This window comes from Rhizobium mongolense subsp. loessense, assembly GCF_900099775.1.
Taxonomy (GTDB): domain Bacteria; phylum Pseudomonadota; class Alphaproteobacteria; order Rhizobiales; family Rhizobiaceae; genus Rhizobium; species Rhizobium loessense.
This window is the reverse complement of record NZ_FMTM01000003.1, coordinates 417,040-440,483: the sequence shown is the minus strand read 5'-3', so window position 1 is coordinate 440,483 and position 23,444 is coordinate 417,040. Positions and strand designations below refer to the sequence as shown.

Annotated in this window: 24 protein-coding genes, 1 tRNA gene and 1 pseudogene; 12 read left to right on the top strand and 14 right to left on the bottom strand. The window is 60.4% G+C overall.

Annotation, left to right across the window (positions count from 1 at the left end; all coding sequences use genetic code 11):
* Window positions 1-230: 230 nt before the first annotated feature.
* From BLP23_RS35270 to BLP23_RS33115, 3 genes are all read left to right on the top strand, one after another.
* Window positions 231-464, top strand: coding sequence for an NAD(P)-binding domain-containing protein (locus BLP23_RS35270; protein WP_167363882.1), 234 nt, complete (start codon window positions 231-233; stop codon window positions 462-464).
* A gap of 371 nt (window positions 465-835) precedes the next feature.
* Window positions 836-1,078 carry a hypothetical protein gene (locus BLP23_RS33120; protein ID WP_139187057.1) on the top strand — a complete coding sequence of 81 codons (243 nt, stop codon included), beginning with the start codon at window positions 836-838 and terminating at the stop codon, window positions 1,076-1,078.
* Window positions 1,079-1,080: 2 nt separating this feature from the next.
* The gene (locus tag BLP23_RS33115; protein WP_208603147.1) at window positions 1,081-2,094 is read left to right on the top strand and encodes an NAD(P)/FAD-dependent oxidoreductase; all 1,014 of its coding nucleotides are present in this window, start codon (window positions 1,081-1,083) and stop codon (window positions 2,092-2,094) included.
* Here BLP23_RS33115 and BLP23_RS13345 read toward each other — a convergent pair.
* From BLP23_RS13345 to BLP23_RS13315, 7 genes are all read right to left on the bottom strand, one after another.
* Window positions 2,080-2,155 (bottom strand) — tRNA-Lys (locus tag BLP23_RS13345). The genes BLP23_RS33115 and BLP23_RS13345 overlap by 15 nt on opposite strands.
* Window positions 2,156-2,280: 125 nt before the next feature.
* Window positions 2,281-3,195 carry a PhzF family phenazine biosynthesis protein gene (locus BLP23_RS13340; protein WP_092585308.1) on the bottom strand — a complete coding sequence of 305 codons (915 nt, stop codon included), beginning with the start codon at window positions 3,193-3,195 and terminating at the stop codon, window positions 2,281-2,283.
* Window positions 3,196-3,259: 64 nt separating this feature from the next.
* Window positions 3,260-4,006, bottom strand: a complete 747-nt coding sequence (locus tag BLP23_RS13335; RefSeq protein WP_092585307.1) for an NUDIX hydrolase — start codon at window positions 4,004-4,006, stop codon at window positions 3,260-3,262.
* Window positions 4,003-5,115, bottom strand: coding sequence for an endonuclease/exonuclease/phosphatase family protein (locus BLP23_RS13330; RefSeq protein WP_092585306.1), 1,113 nt, complete (start codon window positions 5,113-5,115; stop codon window positions 4,003-4,005). Before BLP23_RS13330 ends, BLP23_RS13335 begins: the two co-directional genes overlap by 4 nt.
* Window positions 5,116-5,187: 72 nt before the next feature.
* Complete coding sequence (locus BLP23_RS13325; RefSeq protein WP_092585305.1) at window positions 5,188-6,216, bottom strand: ABC transporter ATP-binding protein; 1,029 nt, start codon at window positions 6,214-6,216, stop codon at window positions 5,188-5,190.
* Complete coding sequence (locus BLP23_RS13320; RefSeq protein ID WP_092585304.1) at window positions 6,204-7,898, bottom strand: ABC transporter permease; 1,695 nt, start codon at window positions 7,896-7,898, stop codon at window positions 6,204-6,206. The genes BLP23_RS13325 and BLP23_RS13320 overlap by 13 nt, the downstream gene beginning before the upstream one ends.
* Before the next feature lie 17 nt (window positions 7,899-7,915).
* A complete protein-coding gene (locus BLP23_RS13315; protein WP_092585303.1) occupies window positions 7,916-8,893 on the bottom strand; it encodes an ABC transporter substrate-binding protein in 978 nt (325 codons plus the stop codon).
* 174 nt (window positions 8,894-9,067) lie between these two features.
* On the opposite strand from BLP23_RS13315, the gene BLP23_RS13310 reads away from it, so the two are divergent.
* On the top strand, window positions 9,068-10,126 hold the full coding sequence (locus BLP23_RS13310; RefSeq protein ID WP_092585302.1) for an aldo/keto reductase: 1,059 nt from the start codon (window positions 9,068-9,070) through the stop codon (window positions 10,124-10,126).
* Window positions 10,127-10,148: 22 nt separating this feature from the next.
* Here BLP23_RS13310 and BLP23_RS13305 read toward each other — a convergent pair whose 3' ends face one another.
* Complete coding sequence (locus tag BLP23_RS13305) at window positions 10,149-11,369, bottom strand: aminotransferase-like domain-containing protein (RefSeq protein WP_092585301.1); 1,221 nt, start codon at window positions 11,367-11,369, stop codon at window positions 10,149-10,151.
* A gap of 234 nt (window positions 11,370-11,603) precedes the next feature.
* Between BLP23_RS13305 and BLP23_RS35105 the strand changes: the two are divergent.
* A pseudogene (locus BLP23_RS35105) lies at window positions 11,604-11,696 on the top strand (type II toxin-antitoxin system VapC family toxin); the annotation flags it as partial.
* The gene (locus tag BLP23_RS13295; RefSeq protein ID WP_092585300.1) at window positions 11,696-12,268 is read left to right on the top strand and encodes a class I SAM-dependent methyltransferase; all 573 of its coding nucleotides are present in this window, start codon (window positions 11,696-11,698) and stop codon (window positions 12,266-12,268) included. The pseudogene BLP23_RS35105 and the gene BLP23_RS13295, both read left to right, overlap by 1 nt.
* 55 nt (window positions 12,269-12,323) lie before the next feature.
* Here the strand turns inward: BLP23_RS13295 and ilvC are convergent, their stop codons facing one another.
* From ilvC to BLP23_RS13280, 3 genes are all read right to left on the bottom strand, one after another.
* Window positions 12,324-13,343: a ketol-acid reductoisomerase gene (gene ilvC / locus BLP23_RS13290; protein ID WP_022714456.1), complete on the bottom strand. Its 1,020-nt coding sequence runs from the start codon at window positions 13,341-13,343 to the stop codon at window positions 12,324-12,326.
* Between the two features lie 50 nt (window positions 13,344-13,393).
* Window positions 13,394-14,059, bottom strand: a complete 666-nt coding sequence (locus BLP23_RS13285) for a TetR/AcrR family transcriptional regulator (RefSeq protein WP_208603146.1) — start codon at window positions 14,057-14,059, stop codon at window positions 13,394-13,396.
* Between the two features lie 103 nt (window positions 14,060-14,162).
* Window positions 14,163-15,071 (bottom strand): AraC family transcriptional regulator, encoded by a 909-nt coding sequence (locus BLP23_RS13280; RefSeq protein ID WP_092585298.1) that lies wholly within the window; start codon window positions 15,069-15,071, stop codon window positions 14,163-14,165.
* A gap of 268 nt (window positions 15,072-15,339) precedes the next feature.
* Here BLP23_RS13280 and BLP23_RS13275 point away from each other — a divergent pair, with 268 nt between their 5' ends.
* Both BLP23_RS13275 and BLP23_RS13270 read left to right on the top strand, forming a co-directional pair.
* Window positions 15,340-15,711 (top strand): VOC family protein, encoded by a 372-nt coding sequence (locus tag BLP23_RS13275; protein WP_092585578.1) that lies wholly within the window; start codon window positions 15,340-15,342, stop codon window positions 15,709-15,711.
* Between the two features lie 471 nt (window positions 15,712-16,182).
* A complete protein-coding gene (locus tag BLP23_RS13270; RefSeq protein WP_092585297.1) occupies window positions 16,183-17,229 on the top strand; it encodes an NAD(P)-dependent alcohol dehydrogenase in 1,047 nt (348 codons plus the stop codon).
* Window positions 17,230-17,264: 35 nt separating this feature from the next.
* On the opposite strand, the gene BLP23_RS13265 is transcribed toward BLP23_RS13270, so the two are convergent.
* Both BLP23_RS13265 and BLP23_RS13260 read right to left on the bottom strand, forming a co-directional pair.
* Entirely contained in the window at window positions 17,265-18,530 is a 1,266-nt protein-coding gene (locus BLP23_RS13265; protein ID WP_092585296.1) for an NAD(P)/FAD-dependent oxidoreductase, read from the bottom strand.
* A 90-nt stretch (window positions 18,531-18,620) separates the two neighbouring features.
* Window positions 18,621-19,085 carry an Lrp/AsnC family transcriptional regulator gene (locus BLP23_RS13260; RefSeq protein WP_092585577.1) on the bottom strand — a complete coding sequence of 155 codons (465 nt, stop codon included), beginning with the start codon at window positions 19,083-19,085 and terminating at the stop codon, window positions 18,621-18,623.
* 157 nt (window positions 19,086-19,242) lie between these two features.
* Here BLP23_RS13260 and BLP23_RS13255 point away from each other — a divergent pair, with 157 nt between their 5' ends.
* The 4 genes from BLP23_RS13255 (at window position 19,243) to BLP23_RS13240 (ending at window position 22,916) form a co-directional block, all read left to right on the top strand.
* Entirely contained in the window at window positions 19,243-19,962 is a 720-nt protein-coding gene (locus BLP23_RS13255) for an aspartate/glutamate racemase family protein (RefSeq protein ID WP_092585295.1), read from the top strand.
* Window positions 19,963-20,027: 65 nt separating this feature from the next.
* Window positions 20,028-20,945: a bifunctional helix-turn-helix transcriptional regulator/GNAT family N-acetyltransferase gene (locus BLP23_RS13250; RefSeq protein WP_092585294.1), complete on the top strand. Its 918-nt coding sequence runs from the start codon at window positions 20,028-20,030 to the stop codon at window positions 20,943-20,945.
* A 62-nt stretch (window positions 20,946-21,007) separates the two neighbouring features.
* Window positions 21,008-21,625 carry a TetR/AcrR family transcriptional regulator gene (locus tag BLP23_RS13245; RefSeq protein ID WP_092585293.1) on the top strand — a complete coding sequence of 206 codons (618 nt, stop codon included), beginning with the start codon at window positions 21,008-21,010 and terminating at the stop codon, window positions 21,623-21,625.
* A gap of 82 nt (window positions 21,626-21,707) precedes the next feature.
* Window positions 21,708-22,916 carry an MFS transporter gene (locus BLP23_RS13240; protein ID WP_092585292.1) on the top strand — a complete coding sequence of 403 codons (1,209 nt, stop codon included), beginning with the start codon at window positions 21,708-21,710 and terminating at the stop codon, window positions 22,914-22,916.
* A gap of 8 nt (window positions 22,917-22,924) precedes the next feature.
* Here BLP23_RS13240 and BLP23_RS13235 read toward each other — a convergent pair whose 3' ends face one another.
* Window positions 22,925-23,344: a winged helix-turn-helix transcriptional regulator gene (locus BLP23_RS13235; RefSeq protein ID WP_092585291.1), complete on the bottom strand. Its 420-nt coding sequence runs from the start codon at window positions 23,342-23,344 to the stop codon at window positions 22,925-22,927.
* Window positions 23,345-23,444: the final 100 nt, after the last annotated feature.

Below are 23,444 nucleotides of genomic sequence, written 5' to 3'. Positions count from 1 at the left end.
GCTGCGGCTGCTCACGCCAAACTGGATGAACCTGCTGCCTGATGCTCCCTATGAAGGCGACGACCTTGATGGGTTCATGCTGCGGGACGACCACGTCGCGCGCTTGCGCGACTATGCCGCTGCCTTCGGCGCGCCGGTGATGGAGCAGACTGCCGTCACTTCGCTAACGCATGGAGCAGCCGGATTCCGGATAGAAGCCGATCGAGGCATTTGGCGCGCAGGTCGTTGTCGTGGCAACCGGTCAGTGCGATCTGCCCAATCTTCCGGACATCGCCCGTGCCATCAATCCGCTTGTGACAAACTTGCATTCCAGTGCTTATCGTTCGCCGCGCGCCATAGCCGACGGGGGCGTACTCGTGGTCGGTGCGTCGTCCTCCGGCGTTCAGATCGCCGATCAACATCGACGCAGCGGGCATGACGTGACCCTGGCGGTCGGCCGACATACGCGGCTGCCACGCACCTGACGCGGGCGCGATATTTTCTGGTGGCTTGATCGAATGGGCGTGCTCGCAGAGCGAACCCGCGACCTGGCGAATCCGGAGGCTAGCAGACGTCAACCGTCGCTGCAGCTAACCGGCCGTGCGGATCGTGCCGACATAGATCTGGCAACCCTGCAGGGCCATCGGCAGCGGTCAAAGGGAACGCTATTACATTCGCGGATGATCTCGCTTCCAGCGTCGCGTCAGCCGAAGTCAAGCAGCGAGACCTTCTCGCAAGGATTGATGCCTTTGCCGGTCTCGACCGCCGGGCTTCCCATGCCTTTATCGAGCCGGTCGATCTGTCGCGGGCCGGGTCGCGCCGACTGTCTCTGGCGGCCGGCAATATCAACACCATCGTGTGGGCGACAGGCTATCGACGAACCTATCCCTGGCTGAAGCTCGCGGCGCTCGGCCCCGATGGCGAAATCGCCCATTGGGACGGTGTGACAGCTATTCCCGGCCTTTACGCCCTGGGGTTTCGCCTGCTGCGCAAGAGCGATTCTAATTTCATCGGCGGCGTCGCATCGGACGCCCTCGAGCTTTCAAAATGCATTTGCGCATTTCTCGACCAGCGCGGCCAAGGGACGCATGAGGGGTAATCATGCTGCACGTTCCGGCATTCAAACCGTACTATGATGTCATCATCGTCGGCGCGCGCTGCGCCGGCGCGGCTGCGGCCCTGCTGTTTGCCAAGGACGGCATGCGCGTGCTTGCGGTCGACCGTCAGGGTTATGGCAGCGACACGCTCTCGACCCACGCATTGATGAGGCCCGCAGTCATGCAACTATCGCGCTGGGGTCTGCTCGAGCCGTTGATCGACGGCGGAGCTCCCGTGATCACCTCCACCACCTTCCATTACGGCGAAGAAGAGGTTGCGATCGCCATCCGGCCGGATCAGAGGATTCCAGGGCTGATCGCTCCGCGCCGCACAGTGCTCGATCGCGTGCTCGTGGATGCGGCTCATGACGCTGGCGCAACGATCCTTCATGATGTTGCCGTACAAGATCTGAACGTCGACGCCGACGGGCGGGTGCGTGGCGTCGTCTTGAAGGATGCGGACGACCGCATCAGGACGCTTGCAGCCGGCCACATGGTTGGCGCCGACGGCCTCGGCTCGATGGTCGCTCGCAAAGTTCAGGCTGCAACCCTCATGCGCGGTCGGGCGCAGCGCGCTTCTTCGGAGCAGACATTCGCACCGAAGTTGCCGCCGATCGTCGACTTGCCGCAGTGCCATGAGCGCGATTTCGAGGTTGGCCACTTGAACGAAGACGCGTTCAAGCGTTTCCGCGAGAGCAGCATCGTCTTCCACGGATTGCACAAGAACGCAGTGATCAACCTCCTGGAGGTGGGCTGCACCCCAGGTCGGGGCGATCTGCAACATGTCTGCGCAGATGGTTCAGCATTACGGGAGGGAGGTCGCTCTGAGGAGTTTGGCGAAGGACACCATGAAGCTGATGGAGGCCCGATGGAGCGAGATCGAGCCGGCCGCTTTCAAGAACAGGAACGGAACGTGAATTGGAACCGTTTTCAATTTGTTGGAAATCAGTTCCTCCGGAAACGCCGGACAATTGTGAATTTATCAACGATTTCAAGAGGTTTTTGGTGGGTGATGTAGGGCTCGAACCTACGACCCGCTGATTAAGAGTCAGCTGCTCTACCAACTGAGCTAATCACCCGTTCGCGCTTGGCTGCGCGGTGTGACGGGGCGTATAAACAGGATCTCAGGCCTTGTCCAGCACCCTGCGGAAAATTCTTTGATTAATTTCGAAGATTTTTCTGCATGGCTGAAATGGGAATGAAATCAAAGGTCGAGCGTACCCGTGGCAAGGCGCACCGCCTGCCCGCCGATCCGGGCATTGGAGATGGTGCCGGCCTCGACGTCGACATGCAGGTGGATGAAGGATGGCCGCCCCATCTCCACCCCCTGTTCAATCGTGATCGGATGATGACCATCCGGCAGCCGGTCGAAATGGTGGATCGCCCCTGAAAGCGCCGCGACGGCGGAGCCGGTTGCAGGATCCTCGGACATCCCCATGTCGCTTGCAAACATGCGCGCGTGGAACTTCGCCGAATGGTTCACGCCGGCGCGGCAGTAAATATAGGCCGAGGCCAGCGAACCGTCGACGAAGGGCACGGTCTGTTCAAAGAGCTGCGGATCGAATTCCAGCCGTTTTGCAACCCCGACATCGTGGACCGGCACCAGCAGGAACGGAACGCCGGCGCTCCAGATCGAGGGCACGTGATTCTCAAAACCAATCTCCGTCACCTTAAGCGACAGCGCATTGGCGATGCCGAGCTTTTCGAGCGGCATATTGATCTGCTGCGATTTCCGCGGAAGATCGAATTCGGCAAAGCTTACCTCGCCCTTCCGCAGCCGGACCGCGCAGCGCACCGGCCCGACATTTTCCTCCAATACGGAGACGAGATCGAGCGTCATCTCACGGCCGTGCGCCTCTTCGGCAAGGGCAATCGCCGTGCCGACGGTCGGGTGGCCGGCGAAGGGCAGTTCGCGGCCTGGCGTGAAAATCCGGAGCTTGGCTGTATAGGCTGGATTTGCCGAGGGGCGTACAAAGACTGTCTCGGAGAGATTAATCTCGCGGGCTATCGATTGCATAGCCTCCTCGCTCAGATCGTCGCCGTCGAAGATGACGGCCAACGGATTTCCGGCGAGTTTGCGGTCGGTGAACACGTCATAGACGCTGTAGCTGCGCGCCACATCGGCCTCCTTAATCAGTCATAGAACGTGCAACCTGCCCGACCGGCGAAACGAGTGCAAGATATTAGCCTTCGTTTGTATTAGCGAAATACCAATCGATGATCGGAAGCATGGCGACGTTATAGGGATGGGCGGAGTGATCGGCAGAACGGATCGCAACCGCTCCAGCAATTTCCTTGTCCTCGGCAACGAGCATATGAGCCGCGATCCGCTCAATCATTTCGTCCGCAGCGAGGCCGAAACGAAACAGCCGGAACACCGTGACCGTGCGGCGGAAATGGCTGGCGTAGTAGGTCGTATCCGGTGTTGCATCGCGAAGTTCCATGCCTGTCTCCTCGAGCACTTCGCGCCGCATATTGCTCTCTACATCGCAACGGTCGCCGGCGATATCGTCAAGGTCCAACGAGCCGGCGGCGCAATAGACCTGACCGGCATTTGCCGTGTGTGCGCCCATGCGCACGGCGATGATCGCGCCATCTGACGAGACCATGATGCCGAAGGCAAAAAGGTGGATGCCGCCGCGGCGCTCGGCCTGCTTGCGCCACCACAGAAAGGTGGAGAAGGGAATGATGTGGCCCCTGCCCGCTATACCGCCATCGTTCAAGGCAAGCTGATGCTGAAACACCATACGACCATCGAAAAGCTCCGGTTTGGCCGATATCTCGCGCTTCCAGTTCTCGCCCGCGAGTACCGCATTTTGCAGATGATAAGGATGCTCGCCCGCCAGCACGCGAAGGTCGATCGAGGCGACAGGAAAAACAGTCTTCTCCGGCGGCCAGCCGGTAAGATCATCTGAAAATGCAAGACTCATGTCAAATCCAGTGTCATGACGACGGGGCAATGGTCGGAGGCTTTCGGCCGATCCCAGCCGGTGCGCGGATAGCGCTCGACTTCCTGGCCGGGCGGAAAGATCGTGCGGAAGGGCTGACCGTTGCGGATGATCTCCGGCACTTTGCCGGCGTTCGCTTTCGCAAGCGCCGGCGAGAGCCAGAGATAGTCGAGCTGGCAAAGCCACTGCTCTTGCGGTCCCCGCGCGTGATAGAGCGTCCAGCGGTCGAGCGGATCGCGGCGGCGCGCGACATTTTCGGCAAAACCGTCATGGCTGAACACGTCGAGCGCGCTTTCGGTCTCGTCGGTGTGTTCGAAACGGTATCCGCTGCGACGCACACCGATGACGTTGACACGCTCCTGGTAGTCGTTCATGTCGCCGCAGATCACGAAATTCTTTCTGGCGGTATGTCCGGCGCCGAAACGGCTCTCGACAATCCGGCGCACGGCCAGCGTCTCCGCCCGACGGACGGGCATGGTTGCCTGCCGGCTGCTGACGCCGTTGGTGCGCGGCCCATCCATCGACTTGAAATGCACGACATAAAGGGTCAGCGGCACACCGCCGATCGCGAGATCGAGTTCCAGGCAGTCGCGCTTGAAGATCTTGTCGTCGATGCGATTGGTGAGCGCCAATTGATCGTTGAACAGATCGAGATCGCGATAGGTGAGCATCGCGTGGCTCTTGATCTCCTTCAGTTCGATCTTCTGGCCGTCGTGCGTTTCCTCGCGCATGAGGACTGCGACATCGATGCCCCGGCTGTCATTACCCTTGACCAGATACTTCTGCCGGTAGCCGGTTCCCACCATCCGGAAAAGATATCCGTACTCGAAGGCCTGCAGCGCCCCCATGCTGTCGATTTCCTGCAGGCAGAGAATGTCCGCATCGGCATCGGCGATCGCAAGCGCCGTCATCTGACGTGTATCGTCGGTCGAGGCGACGACCCGCGCTTGCTCGAGCTGCTGATAGACGCCTTCGCTCTGTATCTCAAAAAGCTTGATGACGCGGTCCTGGCGCAGTTGGTTGCGAAAACCGGTGAAATCGAAACGCGTCATCAGATTTTCGACGTTGAATGTGGCAATGCGAAGCGACATCGAACATTTCCGGTTGGCGTTACGTCATTTGTAGAGACGAAAGAGGCATTCGGGAAGGCAGCGAGACGGAAATCAGAGCCGCCATGCCGAACGGATCGCAATCTTCGGCGCATCGCCCGCCTGCACCGCCGTGCGGCTGAAGGCGCGCAGCATCTGGCCGTCCGCCAGGGCGAGTTTCAGCGCATAACGCTCGCCTTCATAGAGAACCGATTCCACAATGGCTGGAATGCCCTCGCCGCCGAGCAGGACGTCTTCCGGGCGCACGAGCATATCGATCTGCGGCCCCTCGTCCGATTGATCTAAAATGATTGCCTGCAGGGCATTCCAATCGAAATTTCGCTTATCACCGCCAGGCGACCGCAGAGTCAGGATCGCCCCTCGCCCGATCAGTCCGCCGACCATCCGGCCTTCCGGGCGTGCATATATCTCGGCAGGCGGCGCGATCTGCAGCAGGTGGCCCTCCGACATCACCGCGACGTCCGTTGCAAGCGCCATGGCCTCACTCTGGTCATGCGTCACATAGATCATGGTGGCGCCGGAACGCAGGTGAAACTCGCGGAAACTCTCTTCCATCTCCTGCTTCAGGTGCCGGTCGAGATTGGCGAGCGGCTCGTCGAGCAGAACCACATCTGGCGATGTCACCAGGCAGCGCGCCAGCGCCACGCGCTGGCGCTGGCCGCCGGAGAGGTCGGCTGGACGCCGCTCGGCATATTCCGCAAGCCGCACCGTCGAAAGGGCGTCCCGCACCTTCCGGCGATAGGCTTCGCCCGCAATGCCGCGTACCTTCAGCGGATAACCGACATTGTCGGCGACATTCATATGCGGCCAGAGCGCGTAGGACTGGAAGACCATCGCCATGTTGCGGCGCTCGGGCGGCAAGGATTGCGCCGCGTCGGCAAGCAGCCGCTCGCCGAGATGGATCGAGCCGTCGGTCGGCGTCTCGAAACCTGCAATCATTCGCAGCACCGTCGTCTTGCCGCAGCCGGAGGGACCAAGCAGCGCCAGGAATCCACCTTCGCGCACATCGAGCGAAAGCGCGCTCACCGCTGGTTTTCCAGTGCCAAAATCCTTACCGACATGATTGAGGATCAGCTTCGCCATGGCACCACTCCCTTGGGCAGCTGCTTTGCCAGCAATTCCAGAAGCAGCATCATGACGATGACCATCAGGACGATAAGCACGGAAAGCGCAGACGCCAGATCCGAACTGCCGCTGTCATCGAGATTGTAGATCGCCACGCCAAGCGTCTGGGTGCCCGCAGACCAGAGCAGCGCCGAAATCGTCAGTTCGTTGCAGGCAATTAGAAAGACGAGGATGACGGAAGCGCCAGCCGCAGGCGCAATCAGCGGCACGATGATATCCCTCAGCCGGCGGAAGAAGCCCGCGCCGGAAAGCCGCGCCGCCTCCTCCAGCGCCGGATCGAGCTGATGGAATGCGCTGACGACCGGCTTCAAGCTGACAGCAAAGAAGCTGGAGAGGTAAGCGATCAGGATGATCCAGATCGTGCCGTAGAGCGTGACGTTGAGAACCGGCAGCGGCGCGGCGAAGACGAGGATGAAGCAAACGGCGATGACGATGCCCGGCAGCGAATAGGGTATCTCGATCAAACTTGATACGGCGTGCGAAATCGCATCTCTGCGCCGCGTCAACGCATAGGCCGACAGAACAGTCACCAGCAGGAGACACGTAGCCGTTCCGGCCGCAAGAAAAAGCGAATTGACGAAGGCCGTGCGCGTCACCGCCTGGCGAAAGACGATTTCATGAAAAGCGTTGAAGGACATGGTCTTGAAGGTCAGCGGCACGCCATAGGCCGGCACTAACGCGCCGGCGAGCAGCGCGAAGAACGGTGCTGCCAGCATGAAGAACAAGATGACCCAAAGCAGCGGCGCAAGCAGATATTTCCAGTCGCCGAGATCGAAGGTGGCAGTCGCACCCGAAAGGCCAAGCACGCGATAGTCTCTGCCGCGCAAGGTCCGATCCTGGATCGCAAGCCCGGCGACGGAGATAATCGCGATGATGGCCGACAGCAGTGCGACTTCGCCGAATGTGCGGCTGGTGAAGGCCGAGAACTTCGAGAAGATCAGCGTCGGTAAGGTGTAGATCGAGGCAGGAATGCCGAGGATCGCCGGGATGCCGAAATTGCCGGTGCAGGAGACAAACGAGATCGCCGCACCCGCAACGACACCGGGCAGTGACAGTGGCAGGACGATATCGCGAAAGACACGAAAGCTGGATGCGCCGGAAAGCCGCGCGGCCTCGACGCCGTCGCGCGGCAGCGCCATCAGCCCGGCCCTCAGCGCCAGGTAGACGAGGGGCGCGTGCTGGACGCCATAGAGCAGCGCAATACCGCCGTGCGAATAAAGCGGCTGCGGGGAGCCGAGGGGCGGCGCGATATGCAGCGCTTTGAGAAGTGGACTCGACGGGCCGGACATCTGCACCCAGGCAAGAGCCGTCACTTGCGGCGGGATCATCATCGGCAGCACGAAGAGGAAGCTCAACAGCCCCTTCCCGCGGATGTCCGTCAGTGTCAGGAGAAATGCGAAAACGCAGCCGATGACGAGTGAAATCACAGTGCCGAGAATGGCGGTGACGATCGTGTAATAGGTGGCCGACCAGAGTGCGGGATCGGCAAGCACGGCAGACACGCCGCCATTTGCCAACGCGGCAATGCCTGCAACGGCAAGCCGCGCCAACGGCAGCACGCTGAGGATCAGAACCACCACAATAATGAAGGGAAACAGCCAGGCCGGCTGGCTGCTTCCCGCACGAACATATCCCCGCATCGGGTATCCGGTTGTGATCAGTTCGAACCGTAGATGCCCGAGAAGGTCCTCAGATCCTGATCGGTATTCTTCAGCGCTTCGCCAGCCTTGATCGGCAGCAACTTGATGCCGTCGCGTGCCGGGAAGCCTTCCGGCAGCTTCATACCGTTGCGAGCCGGAATATAGCCGAGCTTCAGGAAGCCTTCCTGACCTTTTTCGGAAAGCACGTAATCGACGAAATTTTTCGCCGCTTCTGCGTTCTTGGTGCTTGCCAGAATGCCGACCGGCTCGGTCACGGCCGAAACACCCTCTTTCGGGAAGACGAACTCGACGGGTGCACCCTTTGCCTTCTCGCGGATCGGCATATAGTCGACGACCATGCCATAGGCCTTTTCGCCCGAGGCGACCGACTTCAGGACAGCGCCGTTGCCGCCGGCAGCTATGGCGCCGTTTGCGGCAAGCGCCTTGTAGTAGTCCCAGCCGAGGACCTCGACTGCAGCCAGCGTCTGGGCGTGGATGAGCGCGGCACCCGAGGTCAGCGGGCTCGGCATGGCAACGAGGCCTTTGGCTTCAGGCTTCGTCAGGTCCTTCCAGCTCGCCGGCTTCATCGAGGCCGAGGTATTGTACATGATGCCGGTGGTGATCAGCTTCGTTGAATAGTAGTAGCCGTCAGCATCATAGAGAGCGGCGTCGTAGTTTGCGGCTTCCGGCGACTTGTAGGCGAGCAGCTTGCCGGCTTCCTTGAGACGCTCCAGCGTCACCGTATCGGCGATCAAAAGCACGTCGGCAGCCGGGTGGCCGGCTTCGATCTCGGCCTGCAACTTCGCCATGATCTTCGGCGTGCCGTCGCGCACCCAGTCGACCTTGACGTCCGGATTTGCTGCCATGAAGCCATCGACCGTCGCCTGGGCGTCCTCGTTCGGCTGGCTGGTATAAAGCACGAGATTGGCAGCCTCAGCCGAAACGGAACCGAGACCGGCAGCCAGCAATGCGGCAAAGATGGAGAACTTCTTCATGGCAATTCCCTCATGATGAACATGACGATTCCATAGAGAGGCCGAATAACATGATTGTGACAGTCGGCTATGGACCTCCGCGAATACTGGCGCGAGCCGCACTTGACCGTGACGGTACCCCGCTATTTTCTCACCCGCGTTTCTTTTTTTGATTTTGAATTTGGGAGATGAGCAATGGAATATCGTCTGCTTGGCCGCTCGGGCCTCAAGATTTCGACCGTGACCATGGGCACGATGACCTTCGGCGGCATGGGCTGGGCGAAGATGGTCGGCGATCTCGGCGTTTCCGAAGCCCGCCGCCTTGTCGATCTGTGCCTCGATGCGGGCGTCAACCTGATCGACACCGCCGATGTCTATTCGGCCGGCGTCTCGGAGGAAATTCTTGGCGAAGTCCTCGGCGGCAAGCGCAAGAACGGCGTGCTGATCGCCACCAAGGCGCGCTTCCCGATGGGCGACGGCCCGAACGATGCGGGCTCCTCGCGCCAGCACCTGATCGCGGCCTGCGAGGCAAGCCTCAAGCGCATGAAGACCGATGTCATCGATCTCTATCAGCTTCACGAATGGGACGGACAGACGCCGCTCGAAGAAACGATGGAGGCCCTCGATACGCTCGTGCACCAGGGCAAGGTCCGCTATGTCGGCTGCTCGAACTTTTCAGGCTGGCACATCATGAAGGCGCTCGGCATTAGCGAAAAGGACAAGCGCCAGCGCTTCGTAAGCCAGCAGATCCACTACACGCTCGAAGCCCGCGACGCCGAATACGAGCTGCTGCCGGTCAGCATCGATCAGGGGCTTGGGGTTCTCGTCTGGAGCCCGCTGGCGGGTGGTCTCCTCTCCGGCAAGCATCGCCGCAATCAGGCCGCTCCGGAAGGCACCCGTCAGTTCGCCGGATGGACAGAACCACCGATCCGCGACGAAAACCGCCTCTGGAATATCGTCGAGACGCTGGTTGCGATCGCCGAGAACCGAGGCGTATCGGCCGCGCAGGTTGCGCTTGCCTGGCTGATCGGCCGCAAGGCCGTGACCTCCGTCATCATCGGCGGGCGCACCGAAGCGCAGTTCAAGGACAACCTCGCCGCTACCGAACTGAAGCTGACGGAGGAGGAGCGTGGGCGCCTCGACGACGTCAGCCTGCCGCCGATGATCTATCCCTATTGGCACCAGCTCAATACGGCGAGCGACCGTCTGAGTGAGGCGGACATGGAATTGTTCGCCCCGCACCTCAAGAAATAGGCTTCTAAGGGATCGGCGGTGCTCAGCCGCCGATTTCCGTTGCGATCAGCTTGCCGAGGCGGGCGATGCCTTCCTCGATCATGACGTCGTTGGCGCAGGAAAAACTGACGCGGATCGTGTTTTCGCCCGAGCCGTCGGCAAAGAAGGCCCTGCCGGGAACGAAGGCGACCTTGGCGGTCTCGATCGATTTGGCAAGCAGCGCCGCACCGTCCATGCCCTTCGGCAGCGTGATCCAGATGAACATGCCGCCTTCCGGCCTCGTCCAGGTGATACCGGCTGGCATATGCTTGGCAAGTGCGGTCAGCATCGCGTCGCGGCGGTGGCTGTAGGCCGCCTTGATTTTTGCGACCTGCGCATCGAAGCCGCGCTCGGCGACCTGGGTGATCGCCATCTGGTTGATCGTCGAGGAATGCAGGTCAGCAGCCTGCTTCATCAGCACCAGCTTGCGGATAACCGGCGCGTTGGCGACGACGAAACCTACGCGAAGACCGGGCGCCAGCGTCTTCGAGAAGCTGCCGCAATAGATCGTGCGTGTGTAGTCGATATGCCCCTTTCTGGCGATCTCCAGCGCCAGGATCGGCGGGATCGGCTCGCCGTCATAACGCAGCGACTGATAGGCGGCATCTTCGATAACGGCGATATCGAGTTCTTCCGCAAGTTCGAGTACCTTTTCACGGCCCGCGCGATCGACGGTCTCGCCAGTCGGGTTCGAGAAGTCTGCCGAGAGATAGGCGAACTTCACCTTGCCGCCGTTCTGGGCGGCGGTGGCGCGGTAGGAATCCGGTGTGCGGTTGCCATTCGGCGTCAACTGATCGTAAGACGGCTCGTATGCATTGAAGGCCTGCAACGCGCCGAGATAGGTCGGCCAGGTGACGAGCGCCGTATCCTTAGGCGACAGGAAGAGCTTGCCAAGATAATCGAGGCCCTGCTGCGAACCCGAAACGACGAAGACGTTGTCGAGCTCGCAGGGGATATCGAGCGCCGCCATCTGCTTCACCAGCCATTCACGCAGCGGCTTGTAACCTTCGCTCACCGAATACTGCAGCGCCGAACTGACTGCCGCACTATTGAAAATGTCGGCATAGGCCGCCTGGAATTCCTTGTCGGGAAACAGCGCCGGATCCGGAATGCCGCCGGCAAACGAAATAATGTCCGGCTGATCGAGAAGCTTCAGCAGCTCGCGGATTTCCGATGCACGCATACGCGACGATCGCGTCGCAAACATATTCTCCCAATTCAACATGGGCATTTCCTCATATTTTCTATAGTCGCAACCAGACCACGCAGCGACATTTATGTCAACAATGCTGACCTATTTTCTTGTCATGGTGACAAGTTTGAGGTCTTGTATTCGAAAGCTGCAAGCACAGGAATAGCGAGACAAAGGAAATCGAGCGGCTCTTGACACAAGACGGCCTGTTGCGGCAGTTCGCCGGTGTTGTGCGGCTGGTCTATAATCTGGCTGCAGCGCAGGGACTATGCGACGGCAGAGCTTCACGATGCCGATATTTTAACACTGGACGCTCACTTCAAAGATTTGGAGCGTACCGTTTATTTCGAGAAAGCTTGATGACGCGCTCATTCTATGACGAAAACGCCGACGTCTATGCCTCGCGGAACCGCAAGCTGCCGACGGCGCGACTCGACGCGTTTCTCTCCGCCCTACCTTCCGGCGCCCGCATCCTCGAACTCGGTTGCGGCGGCGGACAGGATAGTGCCTATATGCTCTCCAAAGGCTTCGACGTGATCGCAACGGATGGCTCGGTGGAACTGGCCAAGCAAGCTGAAAAACTGATCGGCAAGCCCGTGAAAGTGATGCGTTTCGAGGAGTTGGAAGCCAAAAACGAATTCGACGGCGTCTGGGCCGAGGCCAGCCTGCTGCATGTGCCGCGAAAGGACTTGCCCGCTGTGCTAGCCCGTATCCGCCGGGCGCTGAAGGACGGCGGCGCGCTCCATGCAAGCTTCAAGGCGGGAACGGCAGAGGGACACGACGGCTTCGGCCGGTATTACAACTACATTTCGGCAGCCAATCTGTCCGAATTGCTGATGGCCGGCGGCTGGCGGAACATCACCATCGATGAAGCCGATGGCAGCGGCTACGACCAAAGGCCGACGCGCTGGCTTCACCTGCGAGCACAATAATGAAAGGGCCGGAGCTTCCGCCCCGGCCCTTCCAATTCCAGCAGTCAGGACGCGCTTAGTTCACGCTCTTGTCGACCAGCTTGTTCTTGCCGATCCACGGCATCATGCCGCGAAGCTTCGCACCGACTTCTTCGATCTGGTGCGAGTCGTTGACGCGACGGATGCCCTTGAAGCGCGAGCCGCCGGCGCGGTATTCCTGCATCCATTCCGACGTGAACTTGCCGGTCTGGATGTCTTTCAGGACGCGCTTCATTTCGGCCTTGGTTTCTTCAGTGATGATGCGCGGGCCGGTGACATATTCGCCCCACTCGGCCGTGTTCGAGATCGAGTAGTTCATGTTGGCAATGCCGCCTTCATAGATCAGGTCGACGATCAGCTTCACTTCGTGCAGGCACTCGAAATAGGCCATTTCCGGAGCGTAGCCGGCTTCAACCAGCGTTTCGAAACCAGCGCGGATAAGCTCGACGAGACCGCCGCATAGAACGACCTGTTCGCCGAAGAGGTCGGTTTCGCACTCCTCGCGGAAGTTGGTCTCGATGATGCCCGAACGGCCGCCGCCGACGCCGCAGGCGTAGGAGAGAGCGAGTTCAAGCGCATTGCCGGACGCGTTCTGATGAACAGCAACGAGGCAGGGTACGCCGCCGCCCTTCTGGTATTCGCCGCGAACCGTGTGGCCCGGGCCCTTTGGCGCGATCATGACGACGTCAACAGAAGCCTTCGGCTCGATGAGGCCGAAGTGGACGTTGAGGCCGTGTGCGAAAGCGATCGCAGCGCCGTCGCGGATGTTGGCAGCGATTTCCGACTTGTAGATGTCGGCCTGCAGTTCGTCAGGCGTCGCCATCATCATCAGGTCGGCCCACTTGGCGGCTTCTGCAACCGTCATGACCTTGAACCCATCGGCTTCGGCCTTCTTGACGGTCGGCGAACCAGCCTTGAGCGCGATGACGACGTTGCCGGCGCCGCTGTCCTTTAGGTTCAGCGCGTGGGCGCGGCCCTGCGATCCGTAGCCGATAACGGCGACCTTCTTGGACTTGATGAGATTGAGATCGGCATCACGATCGTAATAGACGCGCATTTGAAGTTCCTTCCCTTTTGCTTGTCGTGTTGATGGTAGAACAGCGGAACTCAGCTCAGCGCCGGCATTTCCGCCAAAACCTTCTCCGTGGCGTAGAGCCGGAGGAAAGCAGTCACCGCCCTCTCCGCCTGCCGCGCGGTATCCTTGAGACCCGGCTCGCCGAGCAGCATGCGCACATGCAGGTCAGAGACGATCAGGCCGTAAAGCGTGTGATAGGCCTCGTCGGCATCATAAAAGCGCAGTAGCCCTGCCCGCTTGCCCGCATCGATCAGCGCCATGGCGCGGCGGTCGATCTGGCGGCGGCCGCGCTCCAGAAGGAGCTTGCCGAGCTTCGAGCCGTCGCGATGCGACTGGCCGATCGCCAGCCTGTTCAGCGCCAGCGAAACATCACCGGCCAGAACCTCCAGCAGGTCGCGTGCGAAGAGGACGACATGGTCATGTAGGCTCGCCGCCGTCAGCCGCTCACCATTGCGCTCGAACGTGCGCACCTTGCTGGCCTGGTAGGCGATCATCGCCGACAGCAGACCATCGCGGTCGCCGAACCATTTGTAGAGGCTTTCCTTGGAGCAGTTGGCAGCGCGTGCCACGCCCGACGTCGTCAGCGCCTTCTCCCCGCCATCGACAAGGAGCTGCAGCGCCTGCTCCAGAACGGCGTTCTGACGCGGCGAAAATTCGCTGGGCTCCAAGGTTTCGACAGACACGATATGCGCCCCCAAGTACGTACCGTACGGTACGGTTCGCGGATGCTTATGGCCCAGACGGCCTCACCCGTCAAGAGGGGACGAGAGGCGAAGCAAAGATTTTCTGCAGCGGGCCGCTTTATTCGGCAGCGGTCGCCAATCGCTCTGCGTCGACGTCACGCGCAGGCGAGATGCCGTAGAGACGGCTGTATTCCCGACTGAACTGCGATGGACTTTGATATCCGACGCGATGCCCGGCCATTCCGGCATCCAGCCGCTCGATCAGCATCAGGCGACGCGCCTCGTGCAGGCGGAGCTGTTTCTGGAACTGCACCGGCGTCAGCGCGGTGACCGATTTGAAATGATGATGGAACGAAGAGACGCTCATGCCAACAAGCTCGGCGAGCGCTTCAATCCTTAAAGGTCTCGCATAATTTTCCCTGAGCCATGCCACGGCGCGGGCAATCCTGTTGCTCTGGCTTTCTGCGAGCGCAATATTCAAGAGGTGCGGGCCGGCAGGCCCGGTCAGCACGCGATAGAGGATTTCCTGCTCGATCAGCGGTGCCATGGCAGCGATATCCTTTGGACGGTCAAGCAGGCGCACCAGTCGCACGGCCGCGTCCAGCAATTCCGGCGGCGCGGCGTTGACCGCCATGCCCCGCAGCCCGTCGGTATGCGCCGCCGGACGCGGGATATCGACACGGCGCAGGAGGGCAGCAACCCTTTCGGCATCGATTGCCATTGCGAAGCATAGATGGGGCGCCTCCGGGCTTGCCTCCGTCACGCGCCACGCTACCGGAAGGTCGAGTGACGTCAGAAGATAGTCGCCGGTGCCGTAGTTCAGCGTTTCCGTGCCGAGCCTGACGCTCTTTGCGCCCTGCAGCACCATAGCGACGCACGGGCGGTAGGCCGAGTGAAAGGGTCCCGCCGGCTTTGAACGGCGGCTCAGGAACAGGTTGCCGATGGCAGTCGCGAACTCGCCCTCTCCGGACGTATGGCGCGCTGCGATAGACGCGATTTCCTGATAAGGGTTGAAGGGCAATGTCATGGATAACTCGTTCTAAGATGGTACAGATCCACTTTATCTAAGCTTCATGACCGCATCCTACAAACCCGAAGTCGCATTATCAGGTCTCAGGAAAAAAGGAGAAGCCGCCATTGCGGGAATGGACCGCTGGGGCAGTTCGGCGTCGGGATCGGCACTTGCGGCATTCGCGAAACGTCATATTCTGCCAAGTTGCAAAAAGCCTCATGCGGACCTCGCGCTTTGGTCAATATCCTGCGGCAATGAATTTGAGCCTGTCGAGAGGAAAATGATGCGTTTCATCAATCCTATCCCTTTCGTTCGCGACATAAATCGCTCGAAGGAATTCTATAACAAGCTGCTCGGTCTGAAAATTATAGAGGACGCCGGAAATTTTGTCCTTTTCGAGTCCGGCTTTGCCATCCATGAGGGACGATCGCTTGAACAAACGGTCTGGCGCCAGACGCGTGACGGAGCCGAATCCTACGGGCGAAGAAACTGGATTTTGTATTTCGAACATGGCGATGTCGATGCCGCCTTTGAAAAGATCGCGCCGCATGTGGAGTTGATCCATCCCGTAGAAGAACAAGCGTGGGGACAGCGGGTCTTCCGTTTTTACGATCCGGATGGGCACGCAATAGAAATTGGCGAACCACAGAGCTGAAGGGGAATATTTGACTCCGTCATTGGATACTGCCGCATTTTCATTTGTGATGAGTGCATGCGGCGTGCAGCGATTGCATCGCGATAGCCGGCCATTGGATGGGGCAACAACGGAAAGATTGCTAGCTCTGCTCGGGCCGGTTAAAGAAACGGTTGAGGGGAAGAGCAACCAACTCCAATCGGTCGTGGAACCGCTTCGGTCGCGCCGGGTTCGTTGGAGGCGTTGCGCATCTTCCGACAATCTGCGTGGCAACGTTTTTCACACGTGAATGTCCGCTAATCATCTTCCTGCAGCGCGGCGCGCGCACTTGAATGACAGCGCCGAACCGGCAACTGCCGACAATAGCATTTTGTTAGCGGATAGCGGATTTGCAGGATCGTGCAAAAAGCTCGCAGGATCGCTCTAACGCCTCTTTGCAGTTTCGATGCATTGTCCGGCCGTCCAATTCCTCAAATCAAAAGGAAGATTCAGATGGCTATTGCAAAAGGCTATGCCGCCACTGACGCGTCAAAACCGCTGGCGCCCTTCACCTTCGAACGCCGTGAACCGAATGACGATGATGTCGTCATTTCCGTCCAGTATTGCGGCGTCTGCCATTCCGATATCCACCAGGCCCGCAACGAATGGGGCAATTCGCGTTACCCGATGGTGCCGGGCCACGAAGTCGCCGGTGTGGTTTCCGCTGTCGGCTCGAAGGTCACGAAGTTCAAGGTCGGCGACCGCGTCGGCGTCGGCTGCTTCGTCAATTCCTGCATCGGCTGTGCCACACGCGATCTCGATTACGAGCATTTCTTGCCAGGTCTCACCCAGACCTACAACGACGTCGAAGCAGACGGCGAAACGCCGACCTATGGTGGCTATTCCGACTCGATCGTCGTCAAGGAAGGCTATGTCCTTTCCTTCCCGGACAACATCCCGCTCGATGCCGGCGCGCCGCTGCTTTGCGCCGGCATCACGCTCTATTCGCCGCTTCGTCACTGGAAAGCCGGCCCCGGCAAGAAGGTCGCAATCGTCGGCATGGGCGGTCTCGGCCATATGGGCGTCAAGCTCGGCGCCGCCATGGGCGCGGACATCACCGTGCTCAGCCAGACGCTGTCGAAGAAGGAAGACGGCCTGAAGCTCGGCGCCAAGGACTATTACGCTACCAACGATCCCGAGACCTTCAAGAAGCTCGCCGGCACCTTCGACCTGATCATAAACACGGTCGGCACGGCGATCGACTGGAACGCCTACCTCAACCTCCTGAAGTTCGACGGTTCCATGGTGCTTGTCGGCGTTCCGGAACATGCCGTTCCTGTCCACGCCTTCTCCGTCATCGCCGGCCGCAAGAGCCTTTCGGGTTCAATGATCGGCTCGATCAAGGAAACGCAGGAAATGCTCGATTTCTGCGGCGCGCATAACATCGTCTCCGAAATCGAGAAGATCGCCATCCAGGACATCAACGAAGCCTACGAGCGCGTCATCAAGAGCGACGTGCGCTACCGCTTCGTCATCGATATCGCCTCGCTGGCGGCCTGACAACGCAAAGGCGGCTCACCCGAGCCGCCTTTGCCCTAATTCTCTTCTCGCATGGTTTCCTTCTGGGTGATCAGCCGCGCGCTGTGCTGACCGCTGAGATAGATCCACAGCCAGCTCCAGGCAACGGCAAAGCGCGAGCGCGTCCCGATCAGGAAGTAGATATGGGCAATGCCCCATATCCACCAGGCGATCCACCCCTTCAGCTTGATCTTGCCGAAATCGATGATGGCAGCGCTTTTACCGATCGTCGCAAGGCTTCCCTGATGCCAGTAGTGGAAAGGTCCTGGCGCCGGCTTTGTCTGCAGGCGCGCGCGGATGACCTTTGCGACGTAAGCGCCCTGCTGCTTGGCGGCAGGCGCGATCCCGGGCACTGGCTTGCCGTTGTCCTGAACGACGGAAGCCGTATCGCCGATGACGAAGACATCCGGAAATCCGGGTGCGCTCAGGTCTTTTTCGACAATTGCCCGCCCTGCCCGATCGGCTGGAATATCTAGCCACTTTGCCGCAGGCGAGGCCTCAACGCCAGCCGCCCAGACGACCGTCTTGCTGGGAATGAACTTCTCGCCGACCTTCACGCCGGCGGCCGTGCAGTCCGTTACGAATTCGCCCAGATGAACCTCGACGCCGAGCTTTTCGAGCGCCTGCTGCGCATAGGCCGAAAGCTCCTCGGCGAAGCTTGAAAGCACCCGCGGCCCCGCCTCGATCAGCACGACCTTCGCCTTGCGCGTATCGATGTTGCGGAATTCCCGCGGCAGCGTCTTGCGCGCCAGCTCGGCGATGATGCCCGCAAGTTCGACTCCGGTCGGTCCTGCGCCGACGATTGCGAAGGTGAGAAGCGCATCACGCGCGACCGGATCGGTTTCTGTCTCCGCACGCTCGAAGGCGAGCAGCACGCGCCGGCGGATCGTCGTGGCGTCCTCCAGCGTTTTCAGCCCTGGTGCGACGGCCGCCCACTCGTCGCGCCCGAAATAGGCATGCGTTGCGCCGGTGGCCAGAACGAGCGTATCATAACCTAACGTCAATCCGCCGCGTAACGTCACCTGCTTTGCCGCGGTGTCGACGCCGGTAACTTCGCCGAGCAGCGTCGTAACATCCGGCCTGTCGCTGTAGAGATGACGGATGGGCCAGGCGATTTCCGATGTCGATAGGATCGTCGTCGCGACCTGATAGAGCAGCGGCTGGAAGAGATGGTGGTTGCGACGGTCGACCAGTGTGATCCTTGCCCCCGTACCCTTGAGGCCGTTGACGACTTGTAGCCCGCCGAAACCGCCGCCGACAACGACGACCCGATGATCGCTCATGACATAGCCTTTTCGCTGTTTTGCTGACGCAAATGTCAGCCCTTTGCAGGCAGGTTTCAACGGTCGGTTCGGCATAGCTGCTGTGCGATCTTAATCGGCATAGCCGACCGGGATCGCGCTGCCGCTTTTCAATATCTCCATGGAAATCGAGGCCGAGACGTCGAACAGCTCGATCTTGCGGACGATCTGCTTGTAGATGACGTCGTAATGTTCGACACGCGGCAGCACGATCTTCAGAATGTAATCCTGATTGCCAGTCAGCCGATGGGCCTCGACGATCTCCGGAACGCCGCTGATCGCCCTGCGGAACGTCTCGATCCATTCGTCGGAATGATGCGCCGTCTTGATCAGCGCAAAGACCGTGGTCGGCACGCCCATCTTTTCGCGGTCGAGCACGACGATGCGTCGGGCGATGTGGCCGCTTTCCTCAAGCCGCTGGATGCGGCGTGAACAGGCCGAAACCGAAAGCGCGACGCGCTCGGCGAGATCGGTGACGGAAATGCCGGCATCGGCCTGGAGAAGGTCGAGAATCTTTCTATCGCGATCATCAAGCATTGCCATCTCTTTAACTGACGCCGATTTTTTGCACATTACTGGAATTTTGAGCAAACTCATAGCTCATTACTGCAATCAACGTCAAAGAATGCAAACATTCGGCGCAGCGACTGAGGCATCCTTTAGGCTTCGCAAATCAGAAAGCAGGAGCGTGGAAATGCAGACAATCGGCATGATCGGCGGCATGAGCTTTGAAAGCTCGGCGGTCTATTATCGTCTGGTGAACGAGATGGTGCGCGAACGCCTTGGCGGTCTCGCATCTGCCGAACTCGTCATGCACTCCGTCAATTTCGAAGAGATCGTCGCCATGCAGAAGGCCGGCGACTGGAACGGCGCTGCAGCACGCCTCGGCGATGCAGCGCTTCGCCTGCAGACCGCCGGCGTCCGCTGCGTTCTCATCTGCACCAATACCATGCACCTGATCGCCGAGCAGGTGGCATCGCGCCTCTCGGTTCCGCTGATCCATATCATCGACGAGACGGCGAAGTCGCTCAAGGCAGCCGGCCGCAAGCGTCCGCTGCTGCTTGCAACGCGCTACACGATGGAGCATGGCTTTTACGCGGACCGCATGAAAGGCCTGGGCGTCAACGTGACGGTCCCGGATGCAGCCGACCGCACCATCGTCCACGACATCATCTTCAACGAGCTTTGCGCCGGAAAGGTGCTCGACAGTTCGCGGACGAAGCTGATGGAAATCATCGAACGTGAACGCGCCAAAGGCGCCGACAGCATCATTCTCGGCTGCACCGAGATCTGCCTCATCCTTGACCCCGACAAGCTGCCTCTGCCCGGCTTCGACACCACGGCGATCCATGCAAAGGCGGCCGTTGATTTTTCAATCGGCAAGGAACGGAGCGAGGAAACAGAGGCTGCATAGCCTGTAGTTTACTTGACTGAGTCAATTAATTGCAGGACAAAGTCTCCTACCAGGAGATTTTGTCCATGCCAGATTCCTCTCTTATCGATGCCGCCCGCGACTTCAATCGCTTTTACACCAACTTCCTCGGCGTGCTGAACAAGGCCTATCTCGACTCGCCTTTCACCCTGACGGACGCACGGGTGCTCTTCGAGATTGGCTCGCACGACGGGATCAGCGCCGTCGCGCTCGTCCGAGACCTGCATCTCGATCCCGCCTATCTCAGCCGCATTCTGAAGCGCTTCCGCAGCGAGGGTCTCATCGAGACGAAGGCCGATCCCGCCGACTTGCGCAGCCAGATCATCACGGTCACCGGCAAGGGAGGCGAACAATTCCAGGAACTCGGCCGGCGCTCGAATGTGCAGATCGCCGAACGTTTCGATGCGCTTGCGCTTGGCGAGCCGCAAAGCGTCGTAAACGCGATGCAGACCATCCGCTCGCTGCTCGACCCCGGCGTCAAACCGTCCCCCCCGGTCATCCGCGCACATAGACCCGGCGATATCGGCTGGATCGTGCAGAGCCAGGGCAAGGCCTATGCCGAGGAATATGGCTGGGACATGCGCTTCGAGGGCCTGGTGGCCGAGGTCGCCGGCAAGTTCCTGGCGAGCTTCGATCCGGCGATGGAATATTGCTGGATCGCCGAGCGCAATGGCATCAACGTGGGGTCTATCCTTGTGACGAACGGCGGCGACGGCGTTGCCAAGCTCCGCCTCCTCTTTGTCGACGTGGCCGCGCGCGGTCTTGGTCTCGGCAAGACGCTGGTCGGCGAGTGCATTCGCTTCGCCCGGGCGAAAGGTTACCGCCAGATATCGCTCTGGACCAACGACGTTCTGCACGCTGCACGCAGCATCTATGTCAAAGCCGGTTTCCGTCTTGTCTCCGAAGAAAGACACCGCATGTTCGGGCCAGAGGAAAACGGCCAGACCTGGGTTCTCGACCTTTGATCTTGTCCTGTCGCAAAAGTTTCGCTTGATTTGGAAACGATCATTTCCTAATTAGGTGAGCCATGACGACGGCAACCCTCGATGACAAAAGCCGATCCCGCGGCAGGCCACGCGAATTCGACATGGACACAGCGCTCGACAAGGCGCTCTGCGTCTTTTCCGAGCGCGGCTACCATGCAGCCTCGATCAGCGAACTGACGGACGCGATGGAGCTTACCTCCGGCAGCGTCTACAAGGCCTTCAAGGACAAGCGCGGCATCTTTCTTGCCGCCTTTGATCGGTACCGCGCCGTGCGCCGCGGCCTGCTTGATGAGCGCCTGGACGGGGTCGAGACCGGCCGCGACAAAATCCGTGAAATCCTGCGCTTTTATGCTGCGTCATCGCACGGCGACATCGGCCGTCGCGGCTGCCTCGTCGTCGGCAGCGCCAACGAGCTTGCGATCTTCGACGAGGAAGCCGCAGAGCGCGTCGCCGCTGCTTTTGCCGCCAACGAGGACTTGCTGCTGGACCTCATCCGGCTCGGCCAGTCTGACGGCTCGATCCCGAAAACGCTGGAAGCTGTCACGGCCGCCCGCGCCCTGCTCTGCCTCACGAAGGGCATGCGCGTCGCCGGCAAGACCGGCCGCCGCGAGGACGACATGACCGCCGTGGCGGACGCCGCCATGAAACTTCTCGACTGACAGCGCTTTGCCCACAACAAGCGGGTGGCGCAGAACGACTTCAAGACCGATCCTCCTCCAGATCAGCATAGCGGAGTTTTTCATGAGCATTTCAACTGCAACGAACGAGACCGCTATACCGCGGGCGATCTCGCCTTTGATGACATTCCTTTTCGCGGCCGCCTGCGGCCTCGTCGCCGCCAATCTCTATTACGGCCAGCCGCTGGCCGGCCCGATCAGTTCCGATCTCGGCTTCACGCCGGCAGCCACGGGCCTGATCGTGACGCTGACGCAGATCGGCTACGGTCTTGGGCTGCTCCTCATCGTGCCGCTCGGCGACCTGCTCGAAAACCGCCGCCTCGTGCTGATGCTGATCCTGGTATCGGCAGTCGCGCTCATCGGCGCAGCACTCTCCTCAACGCCCGCTCTGTTCCTGCTGGCCTCGCTCTGCATCGGCCTCTCTTCGGTCGCGGTGCAGGTTCTGGTGCCTTTCGCCGCCCATATGGCGCCGGATGCGAGGCGCGGCCGTGTCGTTGGCAACGTCATGAGCGGCCTTCTCTGCGGCATCATGCTGGCCCGCCCGTTTGCGAGCTTCATCGCCGAAGCCTCGTCGTGGCACATGGTCTATTACATCACCGCGGTCGTCATGGTCGGGCTGGTCCTCATCCTGCGCGCAAATCTGCCGGTTCGAGTCCCCCACACGAAGGTCGGCTACGGCGCGCTGCTTGCCTCGATGCTGCACCTTGCAATGACCTCCCGCATCCTGCAGCGGCGCGCGCTCTATCAGGCCGGCATGTTCGGTGCCTTCAGCCTGTTCTGGACGACGACGCCGCTTCTGCTTGCAAGCCCGGCCTTCGGCCTGAGCCAGAACGGTATCGCGCTCTTCGCGCTTGCCGGCGCTGCCGGTGCCGTCGCCTCGCCGATTGCCGGACGCCTGGCCGATCGTGGGCTGACGCAGGTCGCTTCGGCCTTTGCGATGCTGCTCGGCATGGTGGCCTTCGTCATCGGCCATTTCGCAGCCGACGGCTCACTGACCGCGCTCATCCTTTTGACGGCAGCAGCGGTCCTTCTGGATTTCGGCGTGACGACCAACCTGGTCTGCGGCCAGCGCGCGATCTATGCGATCAGCGCCGACCATCGCAGCCGTCTGAACGGTCTCTACATGGCGACCTTCTTCGCCGGCGGCGCTCTCGGCTCCGCGCTCGGCGGCTGGGCTTATTCGGCCGGTGGATGGACGATGACAGCCTGGATCGGCTTCTGCTTTCCGGCTTTCGCCTTCCTGCTCTTCCTCACCGAGGAGCGCGGCGAGTAAGCCGCGCCTCAACCTTCAGCGGTATCGAAGCGGGCACGCGCGTCGCGAACGGCGTCATGATTTGCTTCTGCCCAGTTCAATAGCAGCGCCAGCGTGGCGTAAAGCGAGCGTCCGAGTTCGGTGACCCGGTATTCGACGCTCGGCGGCTTCGTCGGAAACACCTCCCGCTCGATATAGCCTTCGCGCTGCAGGTCGCGCAGGGTCTGCGTCAGCATCCTCTGCGAGATATCCGGTATCTTCCGCCGCAGCTCGCCGAAGCGGTAGGGCCGCGCGGCGAGCGCTTCCAAAAGCAGCGTCGACCACTTGCCGCCGATCTGCTGCATCATGTCCCGGACAGGACAATTGCTGAAATCGAGACTTCCGAGATCGATCTCCCGGCGGATGCCGGGGGCCGGCTTGCTCTTCAGATTGACGACAGCGCTCATAATGGGATGGTTCCCTTTTGGTAACGTAGAGCGGAAAAACTGCCTCCTTTACAGCTCGAAGTCAATTCCTATTTTAGAGCTGCTCTCTTTTTGAGACCACCAT